Genomic DNA, 13,383 nt, shown 5'->3' on the forward strand with positions numbered 1-13,383 from the left:
GAGTCGAGTCTTACGAGACACCTCCAAGGGTTGAGGCCCGTCCCGCCGTTCAGGCCTCGAAGCGCATGCGCGAAGCGCGAGTCTCGAGGCCTGAACGGCGGGACACCAGGGGGCCTCAACCCCCGCGACGCCGAAGGCGGCGCCAAAAACACAGCACCTTCACGAGCAACCCCACATCCCCCACCTCCACCGACAAGCTCACCTCTTGTCCACCAGCAAGCTCAGCTCCCACCTCACCAGCAAGGTCAGCTCCCACCTCACCAGCAAGCTCAGCTCCCACCTCACCGGCGAACTCAGCTCCCACCTCCACCGGCAAGCTCACTCCCGCCCCGACTCACTCCCGCCCCGACCAGCGAGCTCATCCCCACCCCACCAGCAAACTTCCCCCACCCCTCACAACAACCACCCGTCGACCAGGACACCCCCACAGCGTCCGAACCCCACCCCACCGCCCGGCCGATATCTCATTCCCCCGGCCGGAGATGCGTCACATCCCCCGCAGCGACCGCTCGATCGTCGATGAGCAACCGTCCCGCCGAATCGATATCGCGCGCGATACCCGTCAGTACCCCGCCTCCCGGCAGTTCCGCCCGAACCCGGGACCCCAGCGTCGCGCAGCGCTCCCGGTAGGCGTCGGCGAGCGGCCCACTCGCCCAGCCGGATTCCTGCCACCGCGTATAGCGGCGGGCGAATTCGGTGAGGAACGACAGCACCAGACGCGTGCGGTCGGTATCGGTGGCGCCGCTGAGGAGCAGCGAGGTCGCGTGCGGGACCGGTAGTTCGTCGGCGGTGAGGCTCACATTCATGCCGATTCCCACGACGATCGCCGGGCGGGGGCCGCCGGCCGCGACTTCGGCGAGGATCCCCGCGACCTTGCGGCCTTCGATCAGGACATCGTTGGGCCATTTCAGCGCCGCGGATACCTCGGCGGTCGTGGTGAGTGCGTCGACCGCGGCGATCCCGGTGAGCAGCGGTAGCCAGCCGAGAGTTTCGGGATCGAGGCCGTCCGGCCGGATGAGCAGCGACAGCGAGATCTGGGCGCGGGGCGGGCTCGCCCACGCGCGGGCGAGCCGGCCGCGGCCGCTCTGCTGCGCCTCCGCGACGAGGACCACGCGGTCCACCTCGGGGTCGGCCGCGCGCGCGATCAGGTCGGCGTTGGTGGATCCGGTCGATTCGATCACGTCGATTCCGGTGTAGAACGCCAGTTCCGGGGTCCCGGTCAGCGCTCGCCGCAGATGTTCGACGTCCAACGGTGGCCTCTGCACGAGGGCAGGTTATCCGGCCGGGCCGGTGGTCACCGCACGCCGGGTGCGGTGACCTCCGGGTCTAGCCGACGAGGTCGTAACCGTTGGGCCGGGAAACTTCGCACAGTGCGTCGTTTTCCACGGTTTCGGTCTCCTCGGTTCCGGCCTCGGTCGCGGTGACGGTTTCGGTGATGGTGGGCTCCGGTTCGGTAACCCGGGTGAACGCGACGGCCTCCGGGAATTCGCCGATTCGAGTTGTCCAATGCCACATAGCAGGCCACCCCCCTTCTGTGCTCCAAAAGTGGCCTGCTACAAGGGTATTGCCCAGTCCAGTTCCACGAAAGCGATTTAATTCCCGGGCGCGCGTCCAGGACCCGGACGCGGTAATCTTGTGAGGGTTCACCGTGCGCGCCGAGTGGACGTTCACCGCGATTCCCGGTACACATATGAACCGGCGACGACTTGCCCACCTGGGGTTTTCTCGACCGGGTTCTACTCACCAGTAGCTGGATCTGGGTTAACAGTCCGGTACGGCTCTGGTTACACTCCGACCCATGACGAGTGTCCAGCAGCAGCCCACGCCGGATTCGGCAGGTGCGCCCGATATCCACACCACCGCCGGCAAACTGGCTGACCTGCGGAATCGGCTGGAAGAAGCCCAGCATCCGATGGGTGAGGCCGCGATCGACAAGGTGCACGCCAAGGGCAAGATGACCGCGCGGGAGCGCATTCTCGCCCTGCTCGACGAGGGTTCCTTCGTCGAACTCGACGCCCTGGCCCGGCACCGCAGCGTGAACTTCGGGCTCGACCAGCAGCGCCCGCTGGGCGACGGCGTGGTGACCGGCTACGGCACCATCGACGGTCGCGAGGTGTGCATCTTCAGCCAGGACGTGACCGTGTTCGGTGGCAGCCTGGGCGAGGTCTACGGCGAAAAGATCGTCAAGGTCATGGACCTGGCGCTCAAGACCGGCCGGCCACTGGTCGGTATCAACGAGGGCGCCGGCGCCCGCATCCAGGAGGGTGTGGTCTCGCTCGGCCTCTACGGCGAGATCTTCCACCGCAATATCCAGGCCTCCGGCGTGATCCCGCAGATCTCGCTCATCATGGGCGCCGCCGCGGGCGGACACGTGTACTCCCCCGCGCTCACCGATTTCGTGGTGATGGTCGACCAGACCAGCCAGATGTTCATCACCGGACCGGATGTCATCAAAACGGTCACCGGCGAAGAGGTCACCATGGAGGAGCTGGGCGGCGCCCACACTCATATGGTGAAGTCGGGATCCGCGCACTATGTGGCCTCCGGCGAACAGGACGCCCTGGATTACGTCAAGGATCTGCTGTCCTACCTGCCGAGCAACAATCGCGCCGAGGCACCGCGCTTCCCGGCCTCCGATCCCATCACCGGCGCGATCGAGGAATCGCTCACCGAAGAGGATCTCGAGCTCGACTCCCTGATCCCGGATTCGCCGAACCAGCCCTATGACATGCACGAGGTCATCCGTCGGCTGCTCGACGACGACGAGTTCCTCGAGATCCAGGCCGAGCGGGCCATGAACATCATCGTGGGCTTCGGCCGGGTCGACGGCCGCAGCGTCGGCATCGTCGCCAACCAGCCGACCCAGTTCGCCGGCTGCCTCGATATCGACGCCTCGGAGAAGGCCGCGCGCTTCGTCCGCACCTGCGATGCGTTCAACGTCCCGATCATCACCCTGGTCGATGTCCCCGGCTTCCTGCCCGGTACGGACCAGGAATACAACGGCATCATCCGGCGCGGCGCCAAGCTGCTCTACGCCTACGGTGAGGCCACTGTGGGAAAAATCACGATCATCACTCGCAAGGCTTACGGTGGCGCCTACGACGTGATGGGTTCCAAGCATATGGGTGCCGATGTGAACCTGGCCTGGCCCACCGCTCAGATCGCCGTGATGGGTGCGTCCGGCGCGGTCGGGTTCGTGTACCGCAAGAAGCTGGCCGAGGCCGCCCGCGACGGGTCCGACGTGGACAAACTGCGTCTGGAGCTGCAGAACGAGTACGAGGACACGTTGGTCAATCCGTACGTGGCCGCCGAGCGCGGTTACGTGGACGCGGTGATCCCGCCGTCGCACACTCGCGGCCAGATCGTCTCCGCGCTGCGGCTGCTCGAGCGGAAGATGGTCACCATGCCCCCGAAGAAACACGGCAACATCCCGCTGTGATCCGGCGATACCCTCAGTAGGCCGCACACTGGTTTCGGGTATGCGATCGGTGAGCGAAGATCGGCTCGCTGAACAGCGCGAGCCCGCTCTAGGCAAGAGAGAGGATCTGGCACTGTGACGATCGTGGCAGAAGAAGAAGTACTGGTCGCAGCGGAACTGGACCTCGCCACCAGGGATGTGCCGGTCGATACCGCGACCGAAGCCGAAGCGGGTGCCGCCGCCGCGACGAACGGGGAGAAGCCGTTCCTCGTGATCGAGAAGGGCGCACCCACCGACGCGGAGATCGCCGCACTGGTATGCGTGTTCACCGCCGCCGCCGCCGCAGGTTCGGCACCCGCCGATTCCGGCCCGCAGGATCTGTGGGGCCAGGCGACACTGCTGCACCGCGGGAACTCCCCGTTCTCGCCGTACTCGTACCCGCAGCTGTCACATCTGCGGTTCTGACACCTATCCCAGGAGATCCCCAGACGTGACCCGGCTGGTACTCGCTTCCGCGTCACCTGCCCGCCGGTCGGTGCTGCGCGCCGCCGGTATCGAACCCGTCGTCCGGGTATCGGACGTGGACGAGGACGCCGTAGCGGCGGCCCTACCGGCCGATACCGGACCGCAGGAAGTGGTCGTCGAACTGGCCCGGGCGAAAGCCCGGGCCGTCGCGGCCACCCTGACCGGTGGAACCGCGGAGGGCGAATCCGATCTCGTCGTGGTCGGCTGCGATTCGATGCTGCTGATCGACGGCGAGTTACAGGGCAAACCACATACACCCGAGGTGGCGCTGGCGCGCTGGCAGGCGATGGCCGGTCATTTCGCGGATCTGGTGACCGGGCACTGCGTACTGCGCCTGCGCGACGGTGCCGTCACCGCCGAGGCCGTCGACTGCAGTGCCACCACCGTGCACTTCGGCAAACCCGATCCCGCCGAACTGGACGCCTATATAGCCACCGGCGAACCGTTGCAGGTGGCCGGCGCGTTCACCCTGGACGGCCTCGGCGGCTGGTTCGTCGACCGGATCGACGGTGATCCCTCCAGCGTCGTCGGGATCGGCCTACCACTGCTGCGCCGACTGCTCCAGGAAGTGGGGGTCGGCGTCGCCCAGCTGTGGACCGACCGCTCCTGACGGCGGACCGCCGCGGAACGACCGGCCGCCCTGCTGCCGAGCGGGTGTCAGCGGCCCGGTAGCGGCCGGGAACGGGTCGGAATCCAGCGCGGCGGACGCGGGTGGCAGCTGGCTGCCCGGCGGCACCGTCTGCCCCGAGACCCGGGACAACCGCGCGGCCTGCCCCGCGGCCGGGTCGATCCGGCCGGGCTGCGGCCGCCGGCGCGCGGCGGGCTCGGCCGCTTCGGGAGCCGGGTTCCGATCCGGTGGCGCGGCGATCCGCCGCAACCGCACCTCACACGTCTCCTCGGACACGAACGGCACCAGTTCGGCCTCGACCGTGCCCTGCGCTCCGGAACGCTCCAGCAGCGCCGCCAGGAGCCCGCGATGCACCCCGCACACGACTTCGGTATGCGTCCGCGCCAGATCGCGCAGCGGACACGCCGTCAACCGGACCACCGCGCTCTCCTCCGGGTCGCGCGCGGCCTCGCGCCCGTCCCGTTCGGGGGCGAAACCCAGCTCCGACATCAGCGAGACGACACGGTCCTTGGCATCGCGCATCGATTCGACCGGCTCACCGGCCGTATCGAGCTTGTCGCCCCAGGCCCGTCCGGCCGCCAGACCCGCGGCCGCCTGCCGCTCCGCGTCCGGCCCCAGCTGATCGGCCAGCACCTGGGCCAGGTCCTGGTATCCGATGGTCCGCTGGACAGCCTTGTACCCGATCCGTGGTCGGCCCCGGCCGCGCGGCGGTTGCTGGAACTGCCGGACCAGTGATTCCCGGGTGAGGATGTCGAGATGGAACCGCACCGTGGTGACATGCTGACCGGTGATCTGCGCCAGCTGCTGTGCGTCGAGGGGCTCGCTCGCGCCGCGGAGGATCGCGAGCAGGCGCCGCCGCGGCCAAGAATCAGACATAGCTCACCCCTCCTTCGGGGAGACTTTATCGGAGATATGTGCGATTAAATCGCCCATTGCACCGACTCTGTGCTCTGCGACAAGTTCACGACAAGTCACACTTACTATCCACAGTGCGGCTCGAACCTGTCGTCAGCACTGCCCGCCTCCTGTGAAGGAACCCGAACGTGCCCGTCGCCCCGGACCCATATCCCGCCTTCGCTTCCTATGCTTACCCACACCGTCTGGTAACCACGGAATGGCTGTCGGCAAACCTCGGCACGCCCGGACTGAAGATCATCGAATGTAATGCCGACGTCCTCCTCTACGGCATAGGCCATGTTCCCGGTGCCAGCAAGCTCGACTGGCGCAGCGACCTCGACGACCCGGTGACCCGTGACTATATCGATGGCGGACGGTTCACCGAACTCATGCGCTCCCAGGGCGTCGAACACGACGACACCGTCGTGCTGTACGGCAATGACGGTAACTCCCACGCCGCCCACGCACTGTGGGTTTTGACCATGTTCGGCCACGCGGACGTCCGCCTGCTCGACGGCGGCCGCGACGCGTGGATCGGCGAGGGCCGGGATACGGTCTTCGAAACCCCCGAACCCACCCGCAGCCGGTACCCGGACACCGAACGCGACGACCGGAAGTTCCGGGCCTTCCGCGAGGATGTCCTCGACCATCTCGGCGATCCGCTGGTGGATGTGCGTTCCCCGCACGAGTACGCGGGCGACCCGGGTGCGGGCGGTCCGGGCACGGCACTGCGCGGCGGGCATATCCCCACTGCCGTCAACATCCCCTGGACCAGCGCACTCGCCATCGACGGCCGTTTCCGCGGCCGGGCCGAACTGGACGAGATCTACGGCGGTATCGACGCGGGCCCACTCACCGTCTACAGCGGGGTCGGCGAACGCTCGAGCCACACCTGGTTCGTACTGAAGTATCTGCTGGGACGGGAGTCGGTACGCAACTACGACGGCTCGTGGACGGAGTGGGGGAATTCGGTCCGGATGCCGATCGTGACGGGTGGTGTATGAGCGGCCCGGTCCGGCGCGGACTTTACACCGGAAAGGGAGGGATACGAACGGGCGCAGCGGCACCGGCGGTCCGAGAGTTTTCCACATGCGCAGGTAGGAACGTTTGTGACCTGGGACCTACTCCCCGGTAGCCCTATCCGAGTTCCGCCTTTGTTGGCAGACTGCCTACACTCGCCCCGAGACAGTTAGTGTCGACCACGGGCGCGGAGCCCGCGTAGCGGATCCGAACCCACGGACCCGGAGCCCCACCAAGCGATCCGAACCTTCGGAAGCCGGACAGCGGACCCCGATCCGCGGGAGCGGAGCCGAAGCGCGGCCCATCCCGCACATCGAACAAAGAGATTGCACACAGGAGGCTCAGTGCCCAGCCATGCCAGCGCGCGGATCACGAAGGTACTCGTAGCTAACCGAGGCGAGATTGCCGTGCGCGTTATCCGGGCGGCCAAGGACGCCGGTCTCGGCAGTGTCGCGGTTTACGCCGAACCCGATGCCGACGCACCCTTCGTCAAGCTCGCCGACGAAGCCTTCGCCCTCGGCGGCCAGACCTCCGCGGAGTCGTACCTCGTCTTCGACAAGATTCTGGATGCCGCCGCCAAATCCGGCGCGGATGCCATCCACCCGGGTTACGGCTTCCTCTCCGAGAATGCCGAGTTCGCCCAGGCCGTCCTCGACGCCGGGCTGATCTGGATCGGCCCGTCGCCCCAGTCGATCCGCGACCTCGGTGACAAGGTCACCGCACGCCATATCGCCGAACGGGCGAAGGCGCCGATGGCCGCGGGTACCAAGGACCCGGTGAAGAACGCCGACGAGGTCGTCGAGTTCGCGAAGCAGTACGGCGTACCGGTCGCGATCAAGGCCGCGTTCGGTGGCGGCGGCCGCGGTATGAAGGTCGCGCACACCATCGAAGAGATTCCCGAACTGTTCGAATCGGCCACCCGTGAGGCGGTCGCCGCCTTCGGTCGCGGCGAATGCTTCGTCGAGCAGTACCTGGACAAGGCCCGCCACGTCGAGGCCCAGGTCATCGCCGACCAGCACGGCAATGTGATCGTCGCCGGTACCCGCGACTGCTCGCTGCAGCGCCGTTTCCAGAAGCTGGTCGAGGAGGCTCCCGCCCCGTTCCTGACCGACGACCAGCGCGCCCGGATCCACGCGTCGGCCAAGGCCATCTGCAAAGAGGCCGGCTACTACGGCGCCGGCACGGTCGAATACCTGGTGCAGGGCGATACCGTCTCGTTCCTCGAGGTGAACACCCGCCTGCAGGTCGAGCACCCGGTCACCGAGGAGACCTCGGGTATCGACCTGGTCCGCCAGCAGTTCCGCATCGCGAACGGCGAGAAGCTGGAACTCACCGAGGATCCGACCCCGCGCGGTCACTCCTTCGAATTCCGGATCAACGGCGAGGACGCGGGCCGCGGCTTCCTGCCCGCCCCCGGACCGGTCACCGAGTACTCCGAGCCCACCGGCCCGGGCGTGCGCGTGGACTCCGGTGTGGTGGCCGGCAGCGTGATCGGCGGCCAGTTCGACTCGATGCTGGCCAAGCTGATCGTCACCGGCGAGAACCGGACGCAGGCCCTGGAGCGGGCCCGGCGCGCGCTCGCCGAATTCCATGTGGACGGGCTGGCCACGGTCATTCCGTTCCACCGGGCGATCGTGGAGGATCCCGCCTTCGTCGGCGACGGTGAGTCGTTCGATGTCTACACCAAGTGGATCGAAACGGAGTGGAAGAACTCCGTCGAGCCCTTCACCGGCGGCGCTCCGGCCGAAGAGGACGACGAGCCGCGGCAGAAGGTCGTGGTCGAAGTCGGCGGCCGGCGGGTCGAGGTCTCGCTGCCGGGCCAGTTCTCGGTCGGATCGGGCGCTCCGGCGGTCGGCGCGGTGCGCAAGAAGCCGAAGCCGCGTACCCGCGGTGGTGCCGGTGGCGGCGCGGCTTCCGGTGACGCCGTCACCGCGCCCATGCAGGGCACGGTCGTCAAGGTCGCGGTCGAGGAAGGCCAGACCGTCGAGGCGGGTGATCTGATCGTGGTGCTCGAGGCCATGAAGATGGAGAACCCGGTCAACGCGCACAAGGCCGGTGTGGTGACCGGGCTGAGTGTGGCCGCCGGTGCCGCGATCACCCAGGGCACCGTTCTCGCCGAGATCAAGTAAAACCGGCCCGGCGGCGCGGCCGCCTCGCCGTGGGCCGCGACCGGTATGCGACAGCATGCCGACCAGCGAGCCAACAGTAGATGCACAGTGCTCCGGGGCGGGTGCGCGGCCGATGGCCCGCACCCGCCCCGGCGTATGGTGACCTGGTGAGTCCAGGACAACCGACGGTCGCGGAGGTGATCCGCGACCGTTTCGCATCCGGTAGCCGAGCCGACGGTCGTCGGCTCGTCCTCGTCGTCGAGGGTGGTGGCAGCCGGGGGGTGTATTCCAGCGGCATGGTGCACGCGCTGGAGGAGCTCGGATTGGCCGGCGTCTTCGACGCCGTGTACGGCACCTCGGCGGGAGCGATCAACGCGGCCTGGCTGCTGTGCGGCCGGGCGGGCCGGGGGCTGAAGGCCTGGACCGACGCGGCGATCATGCGCCGGGCCATCGATCCGGCCCGGATGTTGCGCGGCCGGCCCGCGTTCGACCTGAACTATCTGGTCCACAAGGTGTACGACGGACTGCATCCGATGGATTTCCCGGCGATCCTGGCCAACGAGACCACTTTCCATCCCATCGCCACCGATATCCACACCGGTGCATCGGTGGACCTGCATCCGTTCATCGTCGACAAGGCGACACTGCAGACCGCGCTGCGGGCCTCCTCCGGACTGCCGCTGCTGGCCGGTCCCCCGGTAGAACTCGGCGGGCGACGGTATTTCGACGGCGGGCTCTCGGAAACGGTCCCGGTACGCAGCGCACTGAAGGCCGGCGCCACCCACGCACTGATCCTGCGGACCCGGCGCTCCGACGAACGCCGCCCACCGGCACCGTGGCTGCACGATGTGGTCGGCGGTACCTATATGCGGTTCATCGCGCCCGGCGCCTACCGGGCGTGGAAGCTACGGCCGGGCCAACAGGCGCTGGAGGACGGGGTGATCGCCGGGATGGGCGCGGCCGCGTGCCAGATCCATCCACCGGCCGGGTCGCCGGATATCAGCAGTGTCGAAACCGATCCCGGCATCCTCGCGCGCGGAATGGAGATCGGCCGCCGCGTGGTGACCGAGATCTTCGCCGAACTGGGTCGCGTCGACGGCGTCGCCTTCGGCGCCGCCGGGCCGGGGCCCGGTTGACCCCGGGTCGCCGACCGGTCGCCGCGCGCCTTCGCTCCGGAACCGGGCGGGCCCGGCCACGCAGGCGGACCGTTCGAAGGCGGGAGTGTGCGAACTCGGGTCAGTCGAACCGGATGCCCTGGGCGAGGGGCAGCTCGGTGGAGTAGTTGATCGTGTTCGTGGCGCGGCGCATGTACGCCTTCCACGCGTCCGAACCCGATTCGCGGCCGCCACCGGTATGTTTCTCACCACCGAACGCGCCGCCGATCTCGGCACCCGAGGTACCGATATTGACATTGGCGATACCGCAGTCCGAACCGTCGGCGGCGAGGAAACGTTCGGCCTCCCGCTGATCGGTGGTGAAGATCGCCGACGACAGCCCCTGCGGGACACCGTTGTGCAGGGCCAGCGCCGTATCGAAATCGTCGTAGGTGAGCACGTAGAGGATCGGGGCGAAGGTCTCCTCGCGTACCACCTCGGTCTGCGCGGGCATCCGCACGATTGCCGGATCGGCGTAGACCCCACCCGGCCCCACGCCCTCGGGTGTCACCCGGTCGCCACCGCACAGCACTTCACCGCCGTCGCCGCGCGCGCGGGTGAGGGCGTCCGACATCCCCGCCCAGGCGTCGGGCCCGCACAGCGGTCCCACCTGGACACCCGGATCCAGTGGGTTGCCCACCCGCAACTGACGGTAGGCGCGCACCAGGCGGCCGGTCAGATCGTCGGCCACCGAGGAGTGCACGATGAGCCGGCGCAGACTCGTGCAGCGCTGTCCGGCCGTGCCGACGGCGGCGAAGACGATGCCGCGCACCGCCAGATCGAGGTCGGCGGAGGGGCCGACCACGGCGGCGTTGTTCCCGCCCAGTTCCAGCAGGCAACGGCCGAACCGGGCGGCCACCCGCGGTGCGACCGCACGTCCCATCGCCACCGACCCCGTCGCGCTGACCAGCGCGATCCGTTCGTCGTCGGTCAGCCGGACTCCGGCTGAGGCCGGGCCCAGGATCAGCTGGTGGATCCGCTGATCGGCACCCACGGTTTCGGCCGCGCGGCGGAGCAGCGTATGGCAGGCGAGCGCGGTCAGCGGTGTGCGGTCCGAGGGCTTCCACACCACCGTATCGCCGCAGACCAACGCGAGCGCGGTATTCCAGGACCAGACTGCGATGGGGAAGTTGAAGGCCGAGATCACCCCGGTCACGCCGAGCGGATGCCAGGTCTCCATGAGCCGGTGGCCCGGCCGTTCCGAGGCCATCGTGTAGCCGTAGAGCTGGCGCGACAGACCCACCGCGAACTCGCAGATATCGATCATCTCCTGGACCTCGCCGCGCGCCTCGGCGGGGATCTTGCCCACTTCGAGAGTGACGAGTTCGGCGAGTTCGTCCTGGTGCCGGCGGAGCAGGACGGCGAGTTCACGGATCACGGCCGCCCGCTGCGGTGCCGGGACCAGGCGCCAGGAGCCGAAGGCGTCTACCGCCGCCCCGATCGCGGCATCGATCTCGGCGGGACTGTCGGGCCGCAGTCCGATCAGTACTTCGCCGTCGATCGGGCAGTGCACGAACATTCCGCCCGTCGCCGGGCACTCGATCTCCAGCGAACGCAGCAGGACCGCGGCCCGGTCGGCATATCCGACGGTGACGGTTCGGTCGGTCTCGGTCATCGCGAACTCCTCGGGTTCGGCCGGACGAAATACGCTGTGCGATTTGCGGGGCCGGAGAATGAACGTTCACAACACGGTTCCGGCGGTGTGTCCGCTACGTTAGCCTTCGCTGATGGCGGAAACACCGGCAAAACCAACCCTGGACGAGATCGATCGCCTGTTGATCCGGGAACTGATGGCCGATGGACGGGCGACCCTGTCCAATCTGGCCGAGAAGGCGAGTCTTTCGGTATCCGCCGTGCAGTCACGGGTGCGCAGGCTCGAGGCGCGCGGCGTGATCCGTGGTTACACCGCGAATGTCGACCCCGAAGCACTGGGACAGCTGTTGTCGGCATTTGTGGCGATCACTCCTCTCGATCCTTCCCAGCCCGACGATGCCCCGGCGGCGTTGCAGAACATGCCCGGGATCGAGGCCTGCCATTCGGTGGCGGGCGACGAGAGCTACATCCTGCTGGTGCGGGTGGCCTCGCCGCGGCATCTGGAACAGTTGCTGCAGCAGATCCGGGCGACGGCCAATGTCCGGACCCGGAGCACCATAATCCTGCAGACATTCTACGAAAAGTAGTCGATACCGTAACAAGTCCCTTTAGTTACGGACTTGTCAGAAAATCTTCCTGACAAGCCGGTCGCCGGTCCCGTACCGTCGGAGTGTGACCATCGAACTGGAGCACTCCGGCACGGGCGGTGGCAGAACAAACGGCCGCATCCCCGCATCACGCGTGTTCGAGACCCTGTCGGGCAGTATGCTCGCCGACGGTTTCGACCTGGTACTCGACCTGGGCGCATCCCACGGCTGCCATCTGGTGGACGCGCGCGACGGCACCGACTATCTCGATATGTTCGGTTTCTTCGCCTCCAGCGCCTTGGGTATGAACCATCCCGACCTGGCCGGGGACGCCGGGTTCCGCGCCGAATTGCTCACGGCCGCACTGAACAAGCCGAGCAACTCCGATATCTACACGGTCGAGATGGCGCGATTCGTGGACACCTTCGTCCGGGTGCTCGGCGATCCCCGCCTGCCGCATCTGTTCTTCATCGACGGCGGCGCCCTCGCGGTGGAGAACGCGCTCAAGACCGCATTCGACTGGAAGAGCCGGCACAACGAGATGCACGGCCGGACAACCCTTCCCGGCCACGAGGCGGGAGTCCTGCACCTGACCGGCGCGTTCCACGGGCGTTCCGGATACACCCTGTCACTGACCAATACCGATCCGGTCAAAACCGCGCGGTTCCCCGCGTTCGATTGGCCGCGGATCGAAACCCCCTGCTCCGGAACCGATATCGATATCGAGGCGGCGGAGCGCCGCGCGCTCGAACAGGCCACGCGCGCGTTCACCGACCGGCCCAACGGCATCGCCTGCTTCATCGCCGAACCCATCCAGGGCGAAGGCGGCGACCGGCATATGCGGCCGCAATTCCTGCGGGCCGTCCAGGAACTGTGCCACGCCAACGACGCGCTGTTCATCCTCGACGAGGTACAGACCGGTGTCGGGATGACCGGAAGCACCTGGGCCTACCAGCAACTCGGGCTCGAACCGGATGTGGTGGCCTTCGGCAAGAAGACACAGGTGTGCGGGATCATGGCCGGCGGCCGGCTCGACGAGGTCCCCGACAATGTGTTCGCGGTGTCCTCACGACTCAATTCCACCTGGGGCGGCAATCTCGCCGATATGGTGCGGACGACCCGCATCCTCGAGGTGATCGAACGCGACGGACTGGTCGACCGCGCCACCGAACAGGGCCGGACACTGCTGAACCTGCTGCGCGAACTCGCCGATCGCCGTCCCGCGGTCACCGAACCACGCGGCCGGGGGCTCATGTGCGCTGTCACGCTGCCCGACAGCACCTTCCGCGATACCGTGCTCACCGCCCTGCGCGAACGCGAACGAGTGCTGATGATCGGCACCGGGGAACGCGGTATCCGCTTCCGGCCACCGCTGACCGTCGAGCCCGGTGAACTCACCGCGGCGGTGGCCGCACTGGACCGCGTACTCACCGACCTCGACTGACTTTCCCGG

Annotated in this window: 12 protein-coding genes; 8 read left to right on the plus strand and 4 right to left on the minus strand. The window is 67.7% G+C overall.

Annotated elements, in window-relative coordinates; all coding sequences use genetic code 11:
• Positions 1 to 464 precede the first annotated feature (464 nt).
• A complete protein-coding gene (locus ACWEWT_RS29605) occupies positions 465 to 1,265 on the minus strand; it encodes a biotin--[acetyl-CoA-carboxylase] ligase (protein WP_452563875.1) in 801 nt (266 codons plus the stop codon).
• 61 nt (positions 1,266 to 1,326) lie between these two features.
• Positions 1,327 to 1,515: a hypothetical protein gene (locus tag ACWEWT_RS29610; protein ID WP_452563877.1), complete on the minus strand. Its 189-nt coding sequence runs from the start codon at positions 1,513 to 1,515 to the stop codon at positions 1,327 to 1,329.
• A 283-nt stretch (positions 1,516 to 1,798) separates the two neighbouring features.
• Here ACWEWT_RS29610 and ACWEWT_RS29615 point away from each other — a divergent pair, with 283 nt between their 5' ends.
• From ACWEWT_RS29615 to ACWEWT_RS29625, 3 genes are all read left to right on the plus strand, one after another.
• Positions 1,799 to 3,439 carry an acyl-CoA carboxylase subunit beta gene (locus ACWEWT_RS29615; protein ID WP_452563879.1) on the plus strand — a complete coding sequence of 547 codons (1,641 nt, stop codon included), beginning with the start codon at positions 1,799 to 1,801 and terminating at the stop codon, positions 3,437 to 3,439.
• A 114-nt stretch (positions 3,440 to 3,553) separates the two neighbouring features.
• Positions 3,554 to 3,883: an acyl-CoA carboxylase subunit epsilon gene (locus tag ACWEWT_RS29620; RefSeq protein WP_452563880.1), complete on the plus strand. Its 330-nt coding sequence runs from the start codon at positions 3,554 to 3,556 to the stop codon at positions 3,881 to 3,883.
• Between the two features lie 25 nt (positions 3,884 to 3,908).
• The gene (locus ACWEWT_RS29625; protein ID WP_452563882.1) at positions 3,909 to 4,553 is read left to right on the plus strand and encodes a Maf family protein; all 645 of its coding nucleotides are present in this window, start codon (positions 3,909 to 3,911) and stop codon (positions 4,551 to 4,553) included.
• On the opposite strand, the gene ACWEWT_RS29630 is transcribed toward ACWEWT_RS29625, so the two are convergent.
• Positions 4,482 to 5,447, minus strand: coding sequence for a helix-turn-helix transcriptional regulator (locus ACWEWT_RS29630; RefSeq protein ID WP_452563884.1), 966 nt, complete (start codon positions 5,445 to 5,447; stop codon positions 4,482 to 4,484). The two genes, ACWEWT_RS29625 and ACWEWT_RS29630, sit on opposite strands and share 72 nt — an antisense overlap.
• A 167-nt stretch (positions 5,448 to 5,614) precedes the next feature.
• Here ACWEWT_RS29630 and ACWEWT_RS29635 point away from each other — a divergent pair, with 167 nt between their 5' ends.
• From ACWEWT_RS29635 to ACWEWT_RS29645, 3 genes are all read left to right on the plus strand, one after another.
• Positions 5,615 to 6,472 (plus strand): sulfurtransferase, encoded by an 858-nt coding sequence (locus tag ACWEWT_RS29635; protein ID WP_452563886.1) that lies wholly within the window; start codon positions 5,615 to 5,617, stop codon positions 6,470 to 6,472.
• A 360-nt stretch (positions 6,473 to 6,832) separates the two neighbouring features.
• Positions 6,833 to 8,617 carry an acetyl/propionyl/methylcrotonyl-CoA carboxylase subunit alpha gene (locus ACWEWT_RS29640; protein ID WP_452563888.1) on the plus strand — a complete coding sequence of 595 codons (1,785 nt, stop codon included), beginning with the start codon at positions 6,833 to 6,835 and terminating at the stop codon, positions 8,615 to 8,617.
• A gap of 146 nt (positions 8,618 to 8,763) precedes the next feature.
• The gene (locus ACWEWT_RS29645) at positions 8,764 to 9,732 is read left to right on the plus strand and encodes a patatin-like phospholipase family protein (protein ID WP_452563890.1); all 969 of its coding nucleotides are present in this window, start codon (positions 8,764 to 8,766) and stop codon (positions 9,730 to 9,732) included.
• A gap of 100 nt (positions 9,733 to 9,832) precedes the next feature.
• Here the strand turns inward: ACWEWT_RS29645 and amaB are convergent, their stop codons facing one another.
• Positions 9,833 to 11,365: an L-piperidine-6-carboxylate dehydrogenase gene (amaB, locus tag ACWEWT_RS29650; protein ID WP_452563892.1), complete on the minus strand. Its 1,533-nt coding sequence runs from the start codon at positions 11,363 to 11,365 to the stop codon at positions 9,833 to 9,835.
• Between the two features lie 112 nt (positions 11,366 to 11,477).
• Here amaB and ACWEWT_RS29655 point away from each other — a divergent pair, with 112 nt between their 5' ends.
• Both ACWEWT_RS29655 and lat read left to right on the plus strand, forming a co-directional pair.
• Complete coding sequence (locus tag ACWEWT_RS29655; RefSeq protein WP_030522498.1) at positions 11,478 to 11,930, plus strand: Lrp/AsnC family transcriptional regulator; 453 nt, start codon at positions 11,478 to 11,480, stop codon at positions 11,928 to 11,930.
• An 85-nt stretch (positions 11,931 to 12,015) separates the two neighbouring features.
• Complete coding sequence (lat, locus tag ACWEWT_RS29660; protein WP_452563893.1) at positions 12,016 to 13,374, plus strand: L-lysine 6-transaminase; 1,359 nt, start codon at positions 12,016 to 12,018, stop codon at positions 13,372 to 13,374.
• Positions 13,375 to 13,383: the final 9 nt, after the last annotated feature.

This window comes from Nocardia sp. NPDC003963, from assembly GCF_053605105.1.